General features: G+C 73.8%; 18 protein-coding genes. 6 read left to right on the forward strand and 12 right to left on the reverse strand.

What is annotated here, in order from left to right; genetic code table 11:
- Window positions 1–58: 58 nt before the first annotated feature.
- The 3 genes from OG472_RS40855 to OG472_RS40865 form a co-directional block, all read right to left on the reverse strand.
- Complete coding sequence (locus OG472_RS40855; protein WP_405942942.1) at window positions 59–1156, reverse strand: alpha/beta hydrolase; 1098 nt, start codon at window positions 1154–1156, stop codon at window positions 59–61.
- A gap of 170 nt (window positions 1157–1326) precedes the next feature.
- Window positions 1327–2595 (reverse strand): hypothetical protein, encoded by a 1269-nt coding sequence (locus tag OG472_RS40860; RefSeq protein WP_405942943.1) that lies wholly within the window; start codon window positions 2593–2595, stop codon window positions 1327–1329.
- Between the two features lie 142 nt (window positions 2596–2737).
- Window positions 2738–3622 (reverse strand): sigma-70 family RNA polymerase sigma factor, encoded by an 885-nt coding sequence (locus OG472_RS40865; protein ID WP_405942944.1) that lies wholly within the window; start codon window positions 3620–3622, stop codon window positions 2738–2740.
- 222 nt (window positions 3623–3844) lie between these two features.
- Here OG472_RS40865 and OG472_RS40870 point away from each other — a divergent pair, with 222 nt between their 5' ends.
- On the forward strand, window positions 3845–4192 hold the full coding sequence (locus OG472_RS40870) for a hypothetical protein (protein ID WP_319723153.1): 348 nt from the start codon (window positions 3845–3847) through the stop codon (window positions 4190–4192).
- 12 nt (window positions 4193–4204) lie between these two features.
- Here OG472_RS40870 and OG472_RS40875 read toward each other — a convergent pair whose 3' ends face one another.
- The 3 genes from OG472_RS40875 to OG472_RS40885 are packed head-to-tail and all read right to left on the reverse strand — an operon-like array spanning window position 4205 to window position 7046.
- A complete protein-coding gene (locus tag OG472_RS40875) occupies window positions 4205–4702 on the reverse strand; it encodes an HIT family protein (protein ID WP_401613562.1) in 498 nt (165 codons plus the stop codon).
- A gap of 45 nt (window positions 4703–4747) precedes the next feature.
- Window positions 4748–5125, reverse strand: coding sequence for a VOC family protein (locus tag OG472_RS40880; protein WP_327411856.1), 378 nt, complete (start codon window positions 5123–5125; stop codon window positions 4748–4750).
- A gap of 7 nt (window positions 5126–5132) precedes the next feature.
- A complete protein-coding gene (locus OG472_RS40885) occupies window positions 5133–7046 on the reverse strand; it encodes an ABC transporter ATP-binding protein (protein ID WP_405942945.1) in 1914 nt (637 codons plus the stop codon).
- Between the two features lie 140 nt (window positions 7047–7186).
- On the opposite strand from OG472_RS40885, the gene OG472_RS40890 reads away from it, so the two are divergent.
- Window positions 7187–9265: an AMP-binding protein gene (locus tag OG472_RS40890; RefSeq protein WP_405942946.1), complete on the forward strand. Its 2079-nt coding sequence runs from the start codon at window positions 7187–7189 to the stop codon at window positions 9263–9265.
- Window positions 9266–9335: 70 nt separating this feature from the next.
- On the opposite strand, the gene OG472_RS40895 is transcribed toward OG472_RS40890, so the two are convergent.
- Complete coding sequence (locus OG472_RS40895; RefSeq protein ID WP_405942947.1) at window positions 9336–11141, reverse strand: GNAT family N-acetyltransferase; 1806 nt, start codon at window positions 11139–11141, stop codon at window positions 9336–9338.
- A 95-nt stretch (window positions 11142–11236) separates the two neighbouring features.
- Here OG472_RS40895 and OG472_RS40900 point away from each other — a divergent pair, with 95 nt between their 5' ends.
- On the forward strand, window positions 11237–11659 hold the full coding sequence (locus OG472_RS40900; protein ID WP_401613554.1) for a DUF350 domain-containing protein: 423 nt from the start codon (window positions 11237–11239) through the stop codon (window positions 11657–11659).
- Between the two features lie 72 nt (window positions 11660–11731).
- Here the strand turns inward: OG472_RS40900 and OG472_RS40905 are convergent, their stop codons facing one another.
- The 4 genes from OG472_RS40905 to OG472_RS40920 form a co-directional block, all read right to left on the reverse strand.
- The gene (locus OG472_RS40905) at window positions 11732–12961 is read right to left on the reverse strand and encodes an acyltransferase (RefSeq protein WP_405834308.1); all 1230 of its coding nucleotides are present in this window, start codon (window positions 12959–12961) and stop codon (window positions 11732–11734) included.
- Window positions 12958–14001: an alpha/beta hydrolase gene (locus OG472_RS40910; protein ID WP_405942948.1), complete on the reverse strand. Its 1044-nt coding sequence runs from the start codon at window positions 13999–14001 to the stop codon at window positions 12958–12960. The genes OG472_RS40905 and OG472_RS40910 overlap by 4 nt, the downstream gene beginning before the upstream one ends.
- Before the next feature lie 176 nt (window positions 14002–14177).
- Window positions 14178–14858: a response regulator transcription factor gene (locus tag OG472_RS40915; protein WP_030721681.1), complete on the reverse strand. Its 681-nt coding sequence runs from the start codon at window positions 14856–14858 to the stop codon at window positions 14178–14180.
- Window positions 14855–16219 carry a sensor histidine kinase gene (locus OG472_RS40920; RefSeq protein WP_405834311.1) on the reverse strand — a complete coding sequence of 455 codons (1365 nt, stop codon included), beginning with the start codon at window positions 16217–16219 and terminating at the stop codon, window positions 14855–14857. The genes OG472_RS40915 and OG472_RS40920 overlap by 4 nt, the downstream gene beginning before the upstream one ends.
- A gap of 83 nt (window positions 16220–16302) precedes the next feature.
- On the opposite strand from OG472_RS40920, the gene OG472_RS40925 reads away from it, so the two are divergent.
- The 3 genes from OG472_RS40925 (at window position 16303) to OG472_RS40935 (ending at window position 18297) form a co-directional block, all read left to right on the forward strand.
- Window positions 16303–17250: an AEC family transporter gene (locus tag OG472_RS40925; protein WP_405834313.1), complete on the forward strand. Its 948-nt coding sequence runs from the start codon at window positions 16303–16305 to the stop codon at window positions 17248–17250.
- Entirely contained in the window at window positions 17247–17789 is a 543-nt protein-coding gene (locus OG472_RS40930) for an HXXEE domain-containing protein (RefSeq protein WP_401613543.1), read from the forward strand. Before OG472_RS40925 ends, OG472_RS40930 begins: the two co-directional genes overlap by 4 nt.
- A gap of 115 nt (window positions 17790–17904) precedes the next feature.
- A complete protein-coding gene (locus OG472_RS40935) occupies window positions 17905–18297 on the forward strand; it encodes a hypothetical protein (RefSeq protein WP_383578289.1) in 393 nt (130 codons plus the stop codon).
- Here OG472_RS40935 and OG472_RS40940 read toward each other — a convergent pair.
- On the reverse strand, window positions 18251–19537 hold the full coding sequence (locus OG472_RS40940; protein WP_405942949.1) for a trypsin-like peptidase domain-containing protein: 1287 nt from the start codon (window positions 19535–19537) through the stop codon (window positions 18251–18253). The two genes, OG472_RS40935 and OG472_RS40940, sit on opposite strands and share 47 nt — an antisense overlap.

A 19537-nucleotide genomic window follows, 5' to 3' on the forward strand; every position in this document is an offset into this window, starting at 1 on the left:
CGGCGCCCATCGGAGGCGCCCGCCGGGTGGTGCCGCCGGGTGCGCCCGCCGGGTCACCTCACTCGGCGCCGAGCCGGCCGCCGATCCATTCGAGGGCCGGCGGGATCTCGCGGTTCCAGGTGTTGAAGCTGTGTCCCCCGCGGTCGAGCGTGATCGAGGAGACGCGGGCCGGATCCTTCACCGCCTTGACGAACTGCTGGGTCGGTTTGTAGTTCGCCTCGCCCTGCAGTGAGGTCGTCACGAGGAACGAGGACGCGCCCTGCGGCCGGTTGGCGAGATGCCACAGCAGGTCGGATCGTTTCTCCTCGTCCTTGTCGCCGTGGAAGAGGTCACCGGAGTCCTGGTCGATCTCCGGCTTGTAGTCCGCCGAGAGGCCCACGCCGGCCGCGTAGGTCTCCGGATGCTGCACCGTCATCTTCAGGGCGCAGTAGCCGCCGGTCGAATCGCCGATGATGCCCCAGCTCCGCGCCGAGGTGCCGGCGCGGTACGTGCTCGATATGGCCCGGGGGACGTCCGTGCCGAAGAAGGTCTCGCTCTGCGGGCCGCCGCCCCGTACGTCGATGCACTGGGTGTTCTCGGCGGAGACGGTGGGCCGCATCATCACGAGGATCATCGGCTGCGTCTTCTTCTCCTTGGCCAGGGTCCAGGCCGTCTTCGGGTAGCGCAGCCCCTTCAGCAGGTTCTCCGCCGTGCCCGGGTAGCCCGTGAGGACCACGGCCGCGGGGAACCTCCGCTGCTCGTTGCCCTTCTGGAAGTACTCCGGCGGCAGGTACACGTAGGCCTGGGCGGCGCTCCTGGAACGCTCACCGTGCAGGGTCACCTTCTCGATCACGCCGCTCACCAGGGGATTGCCGCCACCGGGCACATTGGGGGCCTGCCGCCCCAGCACCTCGACGGCCACCCCGCCGCGCACGGCCTCCTGGCGGGCCTGCCCGGCCAGGTCCGCCCAGGAACCGTAGATCAGCAGGCTGCGGTTGGCCGCGAGCGCGACCGACGCGAAAAGGAACACCTGCACGAGGACGATCAGCCCCATGCGCCCCAATACCCGTGTCTGGCTCCCCCGCGCCAGCCGCGGCCACAGCCACACGGTGACCGCGAAGGCCAGTGCCGTGCACAGCACGGCACACAGGAGGAGCGCACTACTTGTCAGACCCATGGATCAGCGGAACTCTCTATGACGTCTCGGTCTGGACGCACCGGTCCAGAGCACCGCCAACCGGTGCGCATCAGGCTAGAGAGGTACCGGGGCCAAAGCGTTCCACCCGGCGGCGTGAGGCCCGCAACGTCCCCTCGCCGAAGGCGCGTCGGCCCACCACGCGCCCGGGGTCACCCGCAGCCGCAGCCGCCGCATCCCCCTCCGCATCCGCCACCGTCACCGCAGCCTCCGCCGCAGCCGCCCGCGGCGGAGTCCGGGCTCCGCGACTCCTTGCGTTCCCGCTCCCGTTCGCGCCTTCTCTCTTCGGCCAGGCGTGCCGCCTCCCGGACGGCCTCGCGGTACGAGCGGCCGGCCGGCTTCCAGCCGCCCAGCCCGTGCCGGCGGTGCGGAAGCAGCGAGGCTGCGGTGACGTACGGGACGAGGCGGGCGCCGCCCTCGTAGACGGCGCTCGCCAGGACGACCTCGGCCCCCTCGTGTACGGCTCCGTACACGACGGCCTGGAATGGTTCCGCGCGGGCGTCGATGTCGTGGTGCTCCCTGCGCAGGGTCCGTTCGGCGCCGGAGAGGAGGATCCGACGTCCGGTGAGGATGTCCCGGGCCTGCGGTCGTTGGGCGATCAGGGGCGGCCCGGCCGGGGTCTCGGCGTCCGGGTGGATCCAGTGGTGTCCGGACGCGGAGATCCGTACGCCGACCAGGAGCGCGGGCTGCGGCCGCCGGCTCAGGCGGCGCGCGGCCCGGCGGCGGGCCAGGCCCCGGCCGAGCGCGGTGGTACCGGGGACCAGGAGCACCAGGGCGAGCATCTGCAGACCCCACGGGTCGTACGGGTGCGCGCTGCCCGAAGCCCGCGCTTCCAGGAGGACGCCGCCGGTGAGGGCCGCGCCGGCCCCGAGGCAGCAGGCGGAGCCGAGGCCGATCGCCGTCCGCCCGCGGCGCCGGTGGGCGGCCGGAAGCGGTTCGGGGAGCGGGAAACGGGCGGATCCGGCGGCGGCCAGGGCGAGTTCGCGCTGGCGGCGGCGGGCGAGGAGGCGGACCAGCGCCCCGGTGAAGGCCCACGCGGAGAGGGCGAGGACCAGGCCGCGCCCGATCGCGCCCGCCGCGTCGGCGCCCGCGGCGAGCGCGAGGGCGGCGTCCGCCGCGATGACGGGTGCGGCCAGCAGGGCGGCCACGGGTAAGTGGCGGAAGAAGACCGGCAGCGCGATGAGGAGGACGCCCAGGGTGTAGCCGCGCCAGTCCTCGCCGCGCTCGGGTTCCGCATCGCCGAGGGCTGTCAGGACGATCGCGAGGAGGACCGGGCCGGCGAGGAGCCGGCCTCCGGCGACGGGTGCGAACGCCGCCGGGACGCGGGCGCGGAGCCAGCGCCGGGCGTCCTCGACGCCCCACCCCCTGACCCCGCCCTCCGGTATCCCGGCGGTCGGCAGGTGTTTGACGTAGTCGGTCACGGCGCCAGTATGAGAGCGCCGTGCCGCGGCCCAGAAGAGGCGGCCGCGGCACGGAATCGCTACGGCCGCTTCCGGGCCGACGGCGGGTCGGGATTGGCGCCGGGGGGTGGGGACCGGCGCCGGGATCGGGATGGGGATCAGGTCAGGCGTCGAGCACCGCGAGTTCCAGCTCGTCGAGGCGCTCCGGCTCCGCGACGATGTCGATCTCGGTGATCAGGCCGTCCTCGATGCTGAAGTCGAGCACCAGGAACAGTCGTCCCAGCGGTGCCATCGCCAGGCCGACCACACCGTTGACCAGGGCGGGCTGCGTGGACTGCGCCCGCTGCATGGCGGCCATCGCGCCCTTGGCGACGGTGACGGCGCCGCTGAAGAAGAGGGGCGCGGGGGTGGGGCCGACGGCCCGGTCGGCGCGGAGCACCACATCGGGGTGGAGCAGCGAGACCAGCGCGTCGAAGTTCCCGCCGCGCGTGGCGGCCAGGAAGGCCTCCACGACGCTGCGCCGACGGGTCAGATCGGCCTCGGGCACGAGCGGGGCCCCCTTGACCCGGCGGCGGGCGCGGCTCGCGAGCTGGCGGGTGGCGGCCGGGCTCTTCTCGATCAGCGGGGCGATCTCGTCGAAGGGCACGGCGAACAGGTCGTGCAGGACGAACGCCAGCCGCTCGGCCGGTGCGAGCGTGTCGAGCACCACCAGCAGGGCCAGCCCGACGGAGTCGGCCAGTACGGCCTCCTCCTCGGGGTCGACCGTGTCCTCACGGCTGACGGCGGGGTCGGTGGGATAGGCCTCGATGGAGTCCTCGCGGCGGGAGTCGCGCGAGCGCAGCATGTTCAGGCACACGCGCGACACGACCGTGGTCAGCCAGCCGCCCAGGTTCTCGACGTCGCTGATGTCGGAGCGGTTGAGGCGTATCCACGCCTCCTGCACGGCGTCTTCGGCCTCGGCGAGCGAGCCGAGCATCCGGTAGGACACCGCTCTCAGATGAGATCGGTGCTCTTCGAACTGCTCGGTCAAGCCGGAACTGTCGTCCACGGGTCACATTCCTTCCTCACAGCGGATCCTCAAAATAGATCATGAAGAAATCGCCCGTGTGAGGGGGAGTTGGGGCCGGGGCCGGGGCCGGGCACCGCCCCCGGCGGGACCGGCCGGGGCGGTCGGCCGCGACGGCCGCCGCTGCTGGATAATGGCCCCGAACAGCAGAATCACCGAAGACGCCGGGGACCCGTGGTTGCCCGGCAGGAGAGGGAGCCCCCGATGGAAGCGCAGCACTTCGAGCGGATCACCGCGTTCATCGAGGCACGGCTCACCCCGCTGTTCGACGCCGAGACGGGCAGCGAGTACGGCTTCGGCATGGACGACACCTCCCGTGCGCTGCGCGCGCTGCGCAACTCCGTCCTGGAGGCGTCCGCCATCAAGGGCCTCATCGCGCAGCGGGCGACGGCCGAGCCGGCCATGCGCCGCGTCATCGACCAGTCGGTCGAGCACAACTGGGACGTGCTGCGAGGCATCGCCCGCCAGTGGGAGGACCACGCCGACTTCCGCCACGAGTTCAAGCACCACGCCTGGGAGCTCGACCACCACCACGCCGCCGCGGACGCCTGAGCCCCTGCGCCGTCACCCCGGCGGCGTGCGGATGCCGCGTGCCGCGATGGCCGAGCGCAGGCGCGCCGCCGAGGCCGCCGCCTCCTGCGGCGACGGCGAGAGCACTCCGTGCTCGGTCATCAGGGCGTGGAACTGCTGCTGTTCGTACGGCACTCCGGGCGGCAGCGCCGCGATGTGCCAGTGGAGGTGGGCGTTCCCCTGCCGGCTGCCCAAGGAGTAGAGGTAGGTCCGCTCGGACGGGTAGACCTCCTCGACCGCGAGGGCGACCTCCCGCACGACGAGCATGATCCGCGTGTAGGCCGCGGCGTCCAGATCACGGACGGCGTGCTCGACGTGTGCCTTCGGTGCCACCAGGACCTTCCCGGGGAGCGTGGGCCACCGGTCGAGGAAGGCCACGTGGTGCTCGTCCTCGAAGACCGTCTCGTGTGCGTATTCCGGGTCGCCGGCGAGGAACGCGCAGACGAAACACGGCCCCCTGCGCGCCCGCTCGACGTACCGCGCGAGGTCCATGGCCCCGCGTTCCACCGGCCCCGGCGCGGCTTCCGCGGACAAGGCCTAGCCCGCCGTCTTGCGCGGGGTGGTCTGCTGGACCGCCCAGCCGTTGCCGTCCGGGTCGGAGAAGTAGACGAAGGAGCCCCACGGCAGGTCCTGGATCTCCGTCACCTCGACGCCCCGGCCGCGCAGGTCCTCGTACGCCTCCTCGATGTCGGTGACGACGACCTGCATGTTGTCCAGCGATCCCGGCGTCATCCGGGTCAGCCCCTTGCCGATCGCGATCGAACAGGCCGAGCCCGGCGGGGTCAGCTGCACGAAGCGGATGTCCTCGCTGACCGTGACGTCGTGGTCGGCGTTGAAGCCGAGCTTCTCGTAGAAGGCCTTGGACCGGTCGACATCGGTGACGGGGACGGCGACCAGTTCGAGTTTGATGTCCATCACAGCATCATGCTCCCGGCGCCGGTGCCGCGCCGTCCGAGGCCAGGTCGGCAGGCGTGTCCGCGGCCGCGAACTGGGTGCGGTACAGCTCCTCGTACCGGCCGCCCGCCGCCAGCAGCCCGGTGTGCGTGCCCCGTTCCACGATCCGGCCGTCCTCGACCACCAGGATCAGGTCCGCCGCCTGTACGGTCGACAGCCGGTGCGCGATCACCACCGCGGTCCGGCCCGCAAGGGCCTCGCCCAGCGCCTCCTGCACCGCCGCCTCCGAGGTGGAGTCCAGGTGCGCGGTGGCCTCGTCGAGGATCACCACCCGCTGCCGGGCCAGCAGCAGCCGAGCGATGGTCAGCCGCTGCCGTTCCCCGCCCGACAGCCGGTAGCCGCGCTCCCCGACCACCGTGTCCAGTCCGTCCGGCAACGAGGCGACGAGCCCATCGAGGCGCGAGCGCCGCAGCGCCTCCCAGATCGCCTCCTCGCCGGCGTCTGGCCGGGCCAGCAGCAGGTTGGCCCGTACCGATTCGTGGAAGAGGTGCCCGTCCTGGGTGACCATGCCGAGCGTCTCGCGGATCGAGTCGGCCGTGAGGTCCCGTACGTCGATCCCGCCGAGGCGCACCGCGCCCGCGTCGGCGTCGTACAGCCGCGGCAGCAGCTGGGCGATGGTCGACTTGCCGGCGCCGGACGAGCCGACCAGGGCGATCATCTGGCCGGGTTCGGCACGGAAGGACACCTCGTGCAGCACCTGTGTACCGCCCCGGGCGTCGAGGGTGGCGACCTCCTCCAGGGAGGCGAGCGAGACCTTGTCGGCGGAGGGGTAGCCGAAGGAGACCCGGTCGAACTCCACGGCCACCGGTCCCTCCGGCACTTGGCGGGCGTCCGGCTTCTGGGCGATGAGCGGCTTCAGGTCGAGGATCTCGAAGACCCGCTCGAAGCTCACCATCGCGCTCATCACCTCGACGCGGGCGCCGGCGAGCGCGGTCAGCGGGGCGTACAGCCGGGTCAGGAGCAGGGCGAGGGCCACGACGGAACCGGCGTCCAGGGAACCGCGCAGGGCGTAGAACCCGCCGAGCCCGTAGACGAGCGCAAGGGCCAGCGCCGAGACGAGGGTGAGGGCGGTGATGAAGGCCGACTGGGCCATCGCCGTACGGATCCCGATGTCCCGCACCCGCGCCGCCCGGGCCGCGAACTCCGCGGACTCGTCGGCGGGCCGGCCGAACAGTTTGACCAGCGTCGCGCCGGGAGCGGAGAACCGCTCGGTCATCTGGGTGCCCATCGCGGCGTTCAGCGCGGAGGCCTCCCGCTGCATCGCCGCCATCCGCGCCCCCATCCGGCGGGCCGGCAGCACGAACACCGGGAGCAGCACGAGCGCCAGCAGGGTGATCTGCCAGGAGATGCTCAGCATCACGGTGAGGGTCAGCAGCAGGGTCACGGTGTTGGCGACCACTCCCGACAGGGTGTTGCTGAAGGCGCGTTGGGCGCCGATCACGTCGTTGTTCAGCCGGCTGACCAGGGCCCCCGTCCGGGTGCGGGTGAAGAAGGCGACCGGCATCCGCTGCACGTGGTCGAAGACCGCGGTCCGCAGGTCCAGGATCAGTCCCTCGCCGAGGGTGGCGGAGAGCCGGCGGGTCAGCAGCCCCAGCCCGGCCTCCGCGACCGCGATCAGCGCGATGAGCAGCGCGAGCCGGGTGACGGCAGCACCGTCGCGGCCGTCGACGATGGCGGTGACCACCCGGCTGGCGAGCACCGGGGTGGCCACCGCCAGCAGCGCGGTCACCACGCTCAGCAGGAGGAAGAGGGTGAGCCCGCGGCGGTGCGGGCGGGCGAAGGCGGCGACGCGGCGCAGGCCGGCCCGGGAGAGCGGGCGGCGGTCCTGCTGGGCGTTGATCGCGCTGTGCAGCGAGGTCCAGGCGGTGACTTCCATGTCCATGACCGGAACGCTAGGACCTCGACTTAACCTGAGGTCAAGCTTTCGGTGCCGGACCGCCCGCAGGTGTCGCCAACTCCCGCCCGTACGAACGATTTTCGTCTTCCCCGTCCGCTGTCGGTGCCCGGTGGCATCATCGGTTCATGACGCAGGGATCCGAGTCCGTACGCTTCGGCAAGCGAACCGCCGACACCGTCCTGCAGCGCTTCGAGCAGTGGGCCCGCGACACTCCCGGGGCCCACGCCCTCATCGCAGGGCCCGAGAGCCTCACCTACGCGCAACTGGACGAGCGGGCCGGCCGGCTGGCACACCGTCTGCTCGCCTCCGGCCTGCCGCCCGGCGGCCTCGTCGCCATCGGCACCGCCCTCCAGACCGAACTGGTCGTCGCCCTCCTCGCCACCCTCAAGGCCGGCGGGACGTACGTCGTCGTCGACGCCGAAACCCCGCGCACCGGGCAGGGCCAGCTCGCCGTGGCCGAGCCCTTCGTGCTGCTCACCACGCTCGCCCACCGGGCCGCCCTCGACAACGGCAGCGGGGTGAAGGTGATCCGGCTGGGCGCCGAGGGCCCCGCGATCGCCGGACAGCGGGGGGAACAGCCCGCGGACCGGCCCTCCGGGCAGTCCGCCGACCAGCCCTCCGACCAGCCCTCCGACCAGCCCTCCGGAGGGGCGGCCGCGTTGCCGCCGTCCCCGGCGCCCGGCCGTACCGCAGCCCTCCTGTTCACCGGGGCTGCCGAGCCGCGCGCCGTCCCCGTCAGTCACGGTCTGCTGCTCGCCGCCCACGAGAGCTGGGCCGAGGTGGCCCGGCTCACCCCGGCGGACCGGCACCTGATCGCGGCCGGGACGGACGTCACCGCCTTCGCCGCGGGCTGGACCGGGGCCCTGTGCTCGGGCGGCGCCCTCGTCCTTCCCCGGAAGTCCCCCTGGAAGCCCGAGGACATCCGGGCGGCGGTCGGGACCGAGCACGTCACCGTCCTGCACACCGGCCCGGCCACCGCCCTCGACCTCCTGAAGGGCGGGGAGGGGCCGGGCACCGCCTTCCGGTCGCTGCGGCTGCTCGCCGTGTCGGGCGACCGGCTCTACCTCGACGACCAGGCGGACCTGCAGGTCCTGCTGCGGCCCGGCGCACGGGTGCTCAACATCTACGGGCTCGCGGAGAGCGCGGGCACGGGCACCTGGTTCGAACTGCCGCAGTTGCCCCGCCCGCTCGACGACCCGGAAGAGCTCTCCCTGCTCGGCACCCCCTTCCCGGGCTGGCGCGCCGAGGTGCGCGACGGGCAGATCCGCCTCACCCCGCCCGGGGCCGGTGACGCGATACCCACCGGTGACCTGGGTGTGCTCCGCGAGGACGGGCTGCTGGAGTTCGGCGGCCGGCTGGGGGACCGCATCACCCTGCCGGGCGGGCGCTCCGTCGACCCCCACCCGATCGAATCCGCGATCCGCAGCCACGAGGGCATCGGCTCGGTGATCGTGAACGGGGTCGACAGCGCGCGCGGGCCGCGCCGACTCGTCGCCTACGTGGCCCCGCCCGCCGGAGGCTCCACCTCACCCGTGCGCGCCCTGCTGCCGGACATCGAGGAACTGCGCGACCACCTGGCGGGGAAGGTGCCCAGGGAGGAGACCCCGCGCACCGTGATCCGGCTGCGCGCACTGCCCCGCAACCGGGCCGGCCAGGAGGACCGGGCTGCCCTGCCGCTGCCCATCCTGCCCGCGGCCGCGGCGAAGGGGGGCGGCGGGAGCAGGTCCGGGAAGTACGGGGGCGCCCCGGCCGGAGAGGGGCTCCCGGCCTCCTGCGCGGGCTGCGGGGGAGTCGTCCTGGGCTTCGTCGCCCTGATCCTCACGAACCTCCTCTGGCCCGGATCCACCGACCTCTCCGGGGTGCCACAGCCCTGGGCGTCCCTCTTCGCCGTCCTCTACCTGTTCGAGTGCGCCGCCTTCGGCATCGGGGTGGTCTTCCTCTTCGGGGGCCGCGCCCGGATGCGCAGCCGCGGCCGCGGCCGTCGCATCACCGCGGCCGCCCATGTGGCGGTGTCCTACCTCCTGCTGGCCTGGTGGCCGCAGGACAACCTCTACCGGCTGGCCGCCAAGCAGGACTGGCCGCGGCAGGCCGCGCTCGTCTACACGTTCAACATTCCCCTGATGATCGCGGGAGCCGTCGTCGCCGCGTACCTCGTCGCGAAACCGGCCGACCCGTTCGACTTCGACGAGGAGGACGGCTACTGACCGATCAGGGTCCGGCGAGCAGCGAGTGGGCGGGCGGGCCGGGCCCACCGGGCCTGGGGCGCGGACGGGGCTACCGGGCGGATCGACCGGTGGGCGCGGTGAACGCGGTGAACTCCGCCCCGACCGCCCGGGCCCCGGCCCGCACCAGTGCCTCGGCCGCGTCCAGCGTCTCCCTGCGGTGCGCGGCCACCAGCACGCCCAGCCAGGGCGCGGGTTCGAACGCCCCCGTCGGGATCGCCGGGACGAAGACGGCCCCCAGCTCCGCACAGCCCCGCGCCAGGGCCGCGCACAACTCGTCCAGCTGCGCCTCGGGCAGCCGTGCGCCGAGCTCCACCCGGTCGGCGATCCGTACGAGGTGCCCCGCGCCCCGCAGCGCGTCGAGCCGGGCGGCCACCATGAAGGCGACGGACGGTCCCGTCAGCCGCAGGTTCGACTCCGTCGGAGCGAGCCGGCCGGCGCCGTCGGCGACGAAGTCCACGTCGAACCAGCCCCGGTAGCCGGACTCCGCCAGCTCCCGGCCCACCGCCGCCCCGAAGGCGGCGAGCGGTTCCTCGGCCCATGCGGGCACCACTCCGGGACCCACCGTGGCGCCCCGGTAGCAGCCGTCCTTCACGTCCATCACCGCCCCGCCGACCTCGTGCACCCGGCCCGCCCCGTCCACGAAGCCGTCGTAGGTGAGATCCCGCGGGCCGTCGGCCTCCGCCGGACCGGCCACGTACTCCTCCACCAGCAGCGGCCCGCGCGGCAGCCGCCGCAGGACGGCGCGGGTCCCGCCCGCGGCCCGGACCCGATCGGGGGTGACCACCGTGGTGCCCGAACCCCCGACACCATGCTCCGATTTCAGAACACTGCTCTCGCCGGCCCTGGTCCGGGCCGCCAGCAGCCGGACCGCCGCCCACCGGCCGGAGGCCCGCCACTGCGCGGGAAGCACGATCCCGGGATGCCCGCCGTCCGCCAGGATCCGCCCGAACAGCGCGTGCGCCGCGGACTTCGACTCGTAGCGCAGCTCCCCGGCCCGCCACGGCCGGCCCGCGAGCCGCCCGAACGGCCGGGTGCGCCCCCACGGTACGAGGGGCAGCCCGGCCCCGGTCAGCAGCGCGGCCAGCGCCGGCCGGGCCCGTACGGCATCGCACAGCCCGGGATCCCGTTCCGCCAGACCGTCGTACACCTCGACCCCCGACCAGCCCAGTTGGCGGCAGACCAGCTCGGTCCAGCCCTTCGGGACGGGCCGGGGCAGGACCAGGGCCGCCGGGTCCGGGCTGTAGAAGGCGGCCAGGCAGGCGTAGTGGTGTGCGGCCGACTGCTCGCGGTCGAGGGAGGCGTCGGCGAACTGCGCGTTGAACTCCGCCACGTTGCCCACGTGCACGGCCCGCCCGCCTCCGGTCCACGCCCGCGCCCACCCGGCGAGCGGGACGGGAGCCGCCTCGAACCGCACCAGGGCCGCGCCGTCGAGCCCGGGGTCCGGCGGCGCGGCCGCCTCCACCGCCTCCACCGCCCCCATCGCCCGGTAGAACCCGGCGGCGTGCGGGTCGGCGTCGATCACCAGCCTGCGCACCCCCAGCTCCACGGCCCGGCGCAGCACGTCCCGGTACAGCAGCCGCCCCACCCCCTGCCCGATGGCCGACGGCTCGACGAAGAGCAGCCCCAGCGCAGCCAGCGGGGGAGCCCCCTCCAGGGAGGCCAGCCCGAGCACCGTCCCCCGCCCGTTCTCGGCCACGACGATCCGGCGGGACGTCACCTCGTCGGGCCGGATCCGCAGTTCCGGCGCGCACGCGGCGAGGAAGCCGGCGTCGTACCCCCAGTGCGCCTTGGACCGCATGACCAGCCGGGTCAGGGCCCCCGCCTCGGCCGCCCGCGCGGCCCTGACCTTTACCATCTGCTGACCTCCCCATGGTCCACCGGAGAGCCGTGCGATAGATTCGGCCTCCCCACGGCACATACTTTCCCACCCACGCGGAGACAGGCTTCTCAATGAGCGACATCATCAACGGACTTGGCCGCACCAGCGCCTACGGCGCCCTGGGCCTGGTCCTGCTGATCCTCGGCATCGTCCTCGTGGACGTGCTGACGCCCGGGAAGCTTCCGAAGCAGATCTGGGAGGAGCGCAACCGCAACGCGGCCCTCTTCCTCAGCTCCGCGCTCCTCGGCATCGGCGGCATCGTCTTCACCTCGATCTGGACGACGTACCAGGACTTCGGCAAGGGCCTGGCGTCCACCGCGGCCTTCGGTCTGCTCGGCCTGATCCTGATGGCGGTCGCCTTCCTGGTGCTCGATCTGGTGACACCGGGCAAGCTCGGCGCCATCGTCGTCGACCCCGAACCCCACCCGGCGGTCTGGGTCTCGGCCGCCTGCAACCTCGCCGTGGCCGCGATCGTCGCCGCCTCGATCGCCTGACGCGGAGCACCCGTACGCGACGAGAGCGCCGCTCCCTCCGGGGAGCGGCGCTCTCGTCTTCGCATGTGGGGGCTACGCGAGACCCAGTGCGAACACCGCGAACCCCGCCGCCAGCAGCCCCGCGACGGTCCGGCGCAGTGCCCGGCCCCCGCGCACACCCTTCGGCGGATGCTCGAACCGGCGCGCGTACCGGGCGATGCCCACCAGCAGCGCCGCGAACACCGGCATCCACGCCACCCGCGCCGCGATCCAGCCCAGGCTGTCCGGCGCCGTCGTCAGCCCGGCCAGCCCACCCACGAACGAGCCGGGTACGGCCGCCGCCAGCATGGCCGTCTGGTGCCAGCACAGGATCGTCATCGCGCTCAGGTTGACCACGACCACGGGAGCCCACAGGGCCGGCCTGGCCAGCAGCCTCGCCAGCCGGTCGCGCAGCAGGATCGCCGCACCCGACTGGGCCGAGGCCAGGGCCAGTACCAGCAGCGACGGCGGATGCGAGTTGGTCCGTGCCGCGCCCGGTACGCCGACCATCGACGCGGGATAGTGGAACACCGCCAGCAGGGCCGCGAACAGCAGCGTCCCGCCGGCCAGCAGCAGCCAGGCCCCGCGCCGCCCGATCCGCCGCTCGCCCCAGGAGACGCCCAGCTGGTACGCGAACAGCCAGCCCGGCAGGATGTTCACCAGGGAGAGCCAGGACGGTACGGAGTCGGCGAGCGGCCCGTAGCGCAGGAAGTCCACCACGGCCACCGAAGCGAGCAGGGGGACCGCGGCCCAGCCGCCGAGGCGGCCCGCCGCCCGCACGCAGTACGGGGTCAGGGCGGTGACCACCACGTACACCCCGACGAACCAGAGCGGCTGGATCACCAGCTTCGCCCCGGTGCGCAGCGAGGCCTCGGGCACCCCGGCCGCGTACAGCAGGGGCGCGGCCAGCGCCCACACCGCGGTGACGCCGAGCACCGGCCGCCCCAGCCGGACGATCCTGCCCTTCAGCCAGGCACCCGCCGAGCCGGGGCGGCGCCGGTAGGAGAGCGCCGAGGCGTACCCGCCGACCAGGAAGAAGATGCCGAGCATCTGCAGCACCCAACTGGCCGGGGCCAGCCCGCCGAAGGCCGACAGCGGGCTGGCGTTGTGCAGGCCGCCGCCGGAGTCCAGGGTGAAGCCGCCGAGCAGCCAGTGGCCGGTCGGCACGGCCAGCAGCGCCAGGGCGCGCAGCCCGTCGACCGCCCGGTCACGGTGGGCCGGGGTCTGCCGGTCGATCCGTTCGGCGGTCCTCCTCAGCGGGGCGAGGGCGGCGGATGCGCTCATCGGGCCGCTCCGTTCGCGATCGCGGCGAAGGCCGCCAGGGACTGGGTGCCGGGCGTGAAGTAGCCGGCGTGGCCCTGGACATCGGCGGCGGCCACCCGGCGGGCGCCGAAGGCCGCGGAGGTGGGGTCGGCGCCGTGGCCGATCCCGGCGAACTCGACGTTAGGGACGTCCGCGATCCAGTCGGAAGGCCCCCGGGCCGCCCAGACGCGGGCGCCGGTGCCCAGACCGGCCGCGGTGTCGGCACGCATCCCGGGGGAGCCGAAGGCCACGATGTCGGAGGCGTCCGTGTGCCGGGCCGCCAGCCCGCACACGACCGAGCCGTAGCTGTGGCAGAACAGCACCGGATCCGGCGCGCCGACCGCGTCGAGCCCGTCCGTGAACCGGGCCAGGCGGGCCGCGCCGGCCGTGGCCAGCCGGCCGTCGGCCGCGTCCAGGCCGACCCCGACCGGAGTGGTGTAACCGATCCACGCGACGACGGCGGTGAACCCGCCGGTCGCCTCGCGCAGCGCCCGCGCCATCCCGGCCGGGCCGGTGTTCGGCTTGCGCCGGCCGTCGTAGGTGGTGGCGTCGTTGTCCGACCCCGGCACGATCACCGAGACGTGCTCCGTGTGCTCCAGGTCCCCGAACACCTCGGCGACCTGGCCCCGGCCGCGCGGGTCGAAGGCCAGGATCTGCCGGTCCGGCGCGGCGAGGGAGGCGTACCGAGCCTCGCCCGTGGCGGCGATCGCGATCCGGTTGGCCTCGTACCGCAGGGGGAGCGGCGCCCCCTCCAGATTGCCGACCACCAGCGGGTGGTCGCGCAGGAGTGCCCGGCGCTCCGCCTCGTCGAGGCCGGCGAAGAAGCGGGCGACCTCGCGCGGCGTCGCGGTCGCCGGACCGGGCAGCGCCCGGCCGGACGCCGTGTCGGCCCGCCAGCCGGCGGTGCCGGGCGGCGGCCCGGTGACCGCGGTCTGGCTCTCGCCCGAGGCCCATCCGGCGGTCCCCCCGACGACGGCCACCGCCAGCGCGGCCGTGACCATCGTCCTTCCGAAGCGGCGCATGCCCCTTCTCCTCTCCTCGTGACGAGGAGGAAGGTAGGAAGGAGGTACCGGCGCGCACGTCGCACCGTGGTGCCAAGTCGGATGTCATACCCCGGTAGGGGGTGGAGGAGCCGGGGCGCCCCTCCCGCCGGGAACCGCCCCGCCGTCCGGTTGGGCGGGGCCGCTCTGCCGTCCCGTCAGGCGGAGTCGCCCGGCCGGACCAGCCCCGCCTCGTAGGCGAAGATCACGGCCTGGGCCCGGTCCCGCAGGTCGAGTTTGGCCAGCACCCGTCCGATGTGGGTCTTCACCGTCTGCTCCGCCAGCACCAGATGCCCCGCGATCTCCTGGTTCGACAGGCCGCGCGCGATGAGTTCCAGTACCTCGGTCTCACGCGGGGTGAGGCCGTTCAGCCGCAGCGCCGGGTCCTTGCGCGGAGCCGGCCGCTGCTGGACGAAGTCCGCGATGAGCCGCCGGGTCACCGAGGGCGCCAGCAGCGCCTCGCCCGAGGCGACGACGCGTACCGCCGCGATCAGGTCGGCCGGCGGGGCGTCCTTCAGCAGGAAACCGGAGGCGCCGGCGCGCAGCGCCTCGTACACGTAGTCGTCGATGTCGAAGGTGGTCAGCATCAGCACCTTCGGCCGGTGCACCACCCCGGGCGGGGGATCGAGGATCTCCCGGGCCGCCGTGAGCCCGTCCATCTCCGGCATCCGTACGTCCATCAGCACCACGTCGGGGTGCGTGGAACGGGCCACCTGCACGCCTTGCCGCCCGTCGGGAGCCTCGCCCACCACGTCGATGTCGGCCTGCGCCGACAGCAGCGCGGCGAACCCCGCCCGCACCATGGCCTGGTCGTCGACGATGATCACACGGATGGTCAACTTGCGTCCTCGGTCGGGTCGTTCAGGGGCAGGCGGGCGGCGACCCGGAAACCGCCGTCGGGCAGCGGACCGGTGTCCAGGGTCCCGCCGGTCAACCGTACGCGTTCCCGCATCCCCACCAGACCGTGTCCCGTGCCCGAACTCTCCAGCTCCACCACGGCGTCCCGGGCCGGACCGTTGACCACGAGCACCAGCACCTCGTCCTCGTCCACCGTCACCGAGACCCGGGTGCGCGCGCCCGGCGCGTGCCGCACCACATTGGCCAGGGCCTCCTGCACGATCCGGTACGCCGACAGGTCCACCGCCGGCGGAGCCGCCCCGGCCGCCCCCGCCGCCAGAGACAACTCCACCGGCTGCCCGGCCCGTACGGTCGCCTCCACCAGTTGCTGGAGCCGGTCGATCCCCGGTTGCGGGGCCCGCTCGCCCTCCGCGCCGCCGTTAGCCCCGTCGCCGCGCAGCACGGTCAGCAGCCGCCGCATCTCGCCCAGCGACTCCCGGGCACTGGCCGCGATCGCCGCGAACTCCTCCTGTACGGGCCCGGGCATCCCCGGCAGCCGGTACGGCGCCGAATCGGCCTGGACAGTGATCACCGACATGTGGTGGGCGACCACGTCGTGCAACTCGCGGGCGATCCGGGCCCGTTCCTCCAGCAGGGTCCGCCGGGCGCGCTCCGCCTCGCTGATGCTCTCCTGCTCGGCGATCCGCTGCTGCGCGTCGCCCAGACCGCGCAGCGCGCCCGTCAGCACCAGCATCACCCCGCTCAGCACGAACAGCAGGGCGGCGGAGTTCATCACGCCGTCCGGCTGGGAGAAGCCCAGCGCCGCACCGAGCGCGCCGGTCACCAGCCACACCCCGACCAGGGTCCGGATGGACTCGCGCAGCCCCAGACAGGCCATCAGCACCAAATACCCGACGATGGTCATCGGCGGCCACGGCCAGGAGTGCCCGGCCACCTTGTCGGCACCGATCAGCAGGACCGCGCCTGCGAAGTCCGCCGCCAGGACGAGGCCCCAGGCGGGCAGCGGCCGGACCACCGCGAGCAGCAGCGGCACGGTCTGCGCCACCCCGAGCGCGCCCGCCCAGCCGCCGTCCACCCCGTAGTCGTTGGTCAGCACGGCGATGGTCACCGGCAGCAGCGTCACCACGAAGATGCCGACGACGACGTACGGCAGTGCCCGCTGCCAGCGCTTGGGCGCCTGCCCCAGCAGGGGCTGCGTCGCCCGGGCGGGCGTGCGCAGCACCACGGCGAGCTGTCCCAGCGCGCCGGGCACGCGGGCACCGGGTGATCCGGCTGCAGGTGCGCTGGTGCGGTCGTGGTCGCGGTTCCGTCCGAACAGCCGGGTGCGGGGTTTGTCGCTCATGATCGGACCAGCCTATGCGCCGACGGGCCCCGAACCGGGGTACGGGTAGGCTGCTCGCCGGGCGATCATGGGGGAAGACAGGCATGGGTGGGGCAGCCGCGCTGGAGAAGCTGGTGCCGGTGCTGCTGGCCTTCGGCGGCGGGGTGGTGCTCGCACGCCGCAAGATCGTCCCGGCCGAGGCCTCGAAGGTCTTCTCCGACTACGCGTTCCTCTTCGCCGTCCCCTGCTACCTCTTCGGCAACATCTACGCCAGCGACCTCGCGGCCCTCTTCAACTGGCGGGCGATCGGCGGCTACGCCGGGGCGGCGGCCCTCGCGGTCGTGGCGGTCGCCGTGGCGGCCGTCGCCCACGGCATCCGGGAGCCCCGCGTCGTGGCGCTGCGCGTGATGGCCGGGGTCCAGGTCAACACGGCCTACTTCGCCGTCCCCGTCTTCATCACCGTGTTCGGGACGGCGGCACCGATCTTCCCGATCCTGCTCTTCCAGGTCTGCGTGCTGTCCCTGGTCGTCATCGCCCTCATGGAACTCGGCCGTGCGGGCCCCTCCGCGGGCGGCCCGGCCCGGCGCCTCGCCCGCGCCGTCGGCGCCTCGCTCACCACCCCGGTGGTCCTCGCCTGCAACGCGGGGATCCTGCTCAACCTTCTCTCGGTGAAGGTGCCGGGCGTGGTCCTGGACGGCGCCGCCTTCGTCGGCGACAGCGCCTCGCCGGTCGCCCTGTTCGCCCTCGGTCTGCACCTCGGCGGCCTCGGCCTGGACCTGCGCGGCACCACGCGCGAGGAGTTGGCGCTCATAGGCTTCAAGTGCCTGGGGTTCCCGCTGCTCACGTGGGCGGTGTGCGGGATGCTCTTCGGCGTCCGGGGCGAGTGGCTGGCGTACCTCGTCCTGATCGCGGCGATGCCGACCCCGCAGAACCTCTTCATCTTCGCCCAGCGCTACGACGTGGGCGTCGACCTCTCCGCGTCGCTGGTGATCAAGACTTCGCTCGTGTCGCTCCTGCTGCTGCCCTTGTGGCTGCAGACTGTTGTCGCATGAACGCATCCTCGATACCGCGCAGCGCCGTCACCCTCGGACTGCTCGCCGCCTGGGCCGTGCACGACCTCGAAGAAGTGGCCACCATGGCGCGCTGGACCCGTACCCGGGTCCCGGTGCTGCGCGAGCGCCACCCCCGCGTCCCCGACCGGGTCTGGCGGAGCATGGAAGCCGTGGACGGCCGCGAGTTCACCACCTCGGTCGGCGTCATGGCCCTCGTCGTCGCGGCCGCCTCCGCCGACGGCCACCGCACCGGCGGGCGCTCGGCCTTCTACCAGGCCTCACTGAACGGCTTCGGCCTGCACGGGCTCGTCCACCTCGCCCAGGCCGCCGCGACCCGCGGCTACACCCCCGGCGTGGTCACCTCGCCGCTGCTCGTGATCCCCTTCACCCTGTGGGCGCGCGGCCGGCTGCGCCGCGACGGGGTCCTGCGGCCCACCCGGGCGCGCGACGTGGTCCAGGGCCTGGCGCTCGCCGGGGCGGCCACCGTGGCCTCGCACGCCGTGGCCCGGCGGATCCTCCGGGCCGCGACCGCGCGCTAGGTCGACGCGCCGGGCGGGCCGTCTCGCCGGGAGGGCGGGCCGACCCGCCCGGCACCGGTTCGCCTCGCGGGGCATCCGGTCGTACCCCCGGGCGGGACCGGCTCGTTGACCCGGCATGGAACTGCCGACCATCGCGGCGCCGGGCGTCGGGGAACGGGCCGACGCCGTGGCCGATGCCGCCTGCCACCTCTACGACACCATCGCGCCCTGGGGCATCGGAGCGCCCGGAGGGTGGAGCCGGACCGCGGCGGAGGACGCCGCCGAGGCGATCGAGACCACGGCCCACGCCCTCGCGTCCATCGACCCGGGCGCCGAGGTCGTCCTGGCGCCCGTCCACGCCGCCCTCGCCGACCTGCGCCGCCGGCTCGGCCTCGCCTCCGCCGAGGTGGCCGCCGGCGACGGGCTCCCGGCGATGCCGCGTACGGTCGGGAACCCGCGCAGGACCCGCTGGGTGCGGGTGCTCACCGCACCTTCGCCCCGGCAACCGCCTTCTCGTACAACTTCTTGATGTCCGTGCCGAAGTAGGAGCTGTACGAGGTGGCGGCGGTGTCCCCGCCCGTCTTCCAACCGCCGATGACCCCCACCACGTCACCGGTCCCCGTCTGCCCGTTGTAGCGGAGCAGGAAGGGGCCGCCGCTGGTCCCGCCGGGGTAGCCGGTGCAGTCGATGCGCAGGAACGACCCGGGGATCCGTGCGTCCTTGCTGGTGAACTTCGTCGTGCGGTTCACGCACAGGCGCGGACGGGCGGCGGACGCCGGGTACCCGATCAGCGACACCTTCGCGTGCGCATAACCTGCGCCGGTGACCAGCCGGTTCCCGCCGACCACGTCCTGCACCGGGAAACCGCGCGCGTCGGGCCCCACCTGGGCGAAGGCCACGTCGAGGGTGGCGGCCCGGTCGGGACCCTGGGAGCGGTAGCGCGGGTCGATCCAGATCCTGGAGCGCCCGGCCGCGTCCCGCAGGACGGGGAACATGCCGTACGGCTGCGGTTTCGCCTTCGTGTACCGCGGTACGAACGCCACCTGCTGGGTGTCCGAGCCGAGCAGGCAGTGCGCCGCGCTGAGCACGAGGTTGCGGCCGGGGGAGGCGACCACGCTCGCGGTGCAGAAGTAGGATCCGCCGCCCTTGACGAGGAACATCCGGCCGACGACCGGGATGCCGTCGAAGTTCTGCCCGATGCCGGGGTCGGTGACCGGCACCCGGGGCACGACCGGCCGCGCGGGGGCGGGAAGCAGAGACGGCTTCGGCGTCGGCTTGGGCGTTGGCTTCGGAGTCGGAGTCGGAGTCGGGGTTGGGGTCGGAACGGGCAGCGGCAGCAGGGTCGGTGTCGGAGTGGGAGTGGGAGTGGGGGCCTCGGGGGCGAGCGGGGACGGGATCGCGGACGGCTCCGTCGTGTCCGGGACCGGGACCGGGACCGGCATCGAGATCGGCGTCGGCATCGTGATCGGTGTCGGGGCCGGCGTTTCGACAGGCATCGGTTCCAGAGGTCCCAGAGGTTCCAGTGGCTCCTGCGGTGTGAGGGGCTCCAACGGAGGCTCGGGCGCCGCTGGTTCGGGGGGTTCCGGTGCCGCGGGGGGCAGCGGGGCGGCGGCGGCCATTCGTTCGGGCGTCCAGAAGGTCTCGGCCTCGTGGGCGGACCAGCGGCCCGCGCTCACGGAGGCGGTGCTCCCGGCCTCGGCCACCGGCAGCGGACCTCCGGGCACCAGCAGGGCGGCCGCCAGTGCGGCCATCGTCACCATACGTCGCAT

This window comes from Streptomyces sp. NBC_00207 (assembly GCF_045160965.1).
Classification (GTDB): domain Bacteria; phylum Actinomycetota; class Actinomycetes; order Streptomycetales; family Streptomycetaceae; genus Streptomyces.

Coding starts and splice junctions, on each gene's coding strand:
- OG472_RS40855 (WP_405942942.1), bottom strand. CDS start 1,156: ATGGGTCTGACAAGTAGTGCGCTCCTCCTGTGTGCCGTGCTGTGCACG.
- OG472_RS40870 (WP_319723153.1), top strand. CDS start 3,845: ATGGAAGCGCAGCACTTCGAGCGGATCACCGCGTTCATCGAGGCACGG.
- OG472_RS40875 (WP_401613562.1), bottom strand. CDS start 4,702: ATGGACCTCGCGCGGTACGTCGAGCGGGCGCGCAGGGGGCCGTGTTTC.
- OG472_RS40880 (WP_327411856.1), bottom strand. CDS start 5,125: ATGGACATCAAACTCGAACTGGTCGCCGTCCCCGTCACCGATGTCGAC.
- OG472_RS40885 (WP_405942945.1), bottom strand. CDS start 7,046: ATGGACATGGAAGTCACCGCCTGGACCTCGCTGCACAGCGCGATCAAC.
- OG472_RS40890 (WP_405942946.1), top strand. CDS start 7,187: ATGACGCAGGGATCCGAGTCCGTACGCTTCGGCAAGCGAACCGCCGAC.
- OG472_RS40895 (WP_405942947.1), bottom strand. CDS start 11,141: ATGGTAAAGGTCAGGGCCGCGCGGGCGGCCGAGGCGGGGGCCCTGACC.
- OG472_RS40900 (WP_401613554.1), top strand. CDS start 11,237: ATGAGCGACATCATCAACGGACTTGGCCGCACCAGCGCCTACGGCGCC.
- OG472_RS40905 (WP_405834308.1), bottom strand. CDS start 12,961: ATGAGCGCATCCGCCGCCCTCGCCCCGCTGAGGAGGACCGCCGAACGG.
- OG472_RS40910 (WP_405942948.1), bottom strand. CDS start 14,001: ATGCGCCGCTTCGGAAGGACGATGGTCACGGCCGCGCTGGCGGTGGCC.
- OG472_RS40920 (WP_405834311.1), bottom strand. CDS start 16,219: ATGAGCGACAAACCCCGCACCCGGCTGTTCGGACGGAACCGCGACCAC.
- OG472_RS40925 (WP_405834313.1), top strand. CDS start 16,303: ATGGGTGGGGCAGCCGCGCTGGAGAAGCTGGTGCCGGTGCTGCTGGCC.
- OG472_RS40930 (WP_401613543.1), top strand. CDS start 17,247: ATGAACGCATCCTCGATACCGCGCAGCGCCGTCACCCTCGGACTGCTC.
- OG472_RS40935 (WP_383578289.1), top strand. CDS start 17,905: ATGGAACTGCCGACCATCGCGGCGCCGGGCGTCGGGGAACGGGCCGAC.
- OG472_RS40940 (WP_405942949.1), bottom strand. CDS start 19,537: ATGCGACGTATGGTGACGATGGCCGCACTGGCGGCCGCCCTGCTGGTG.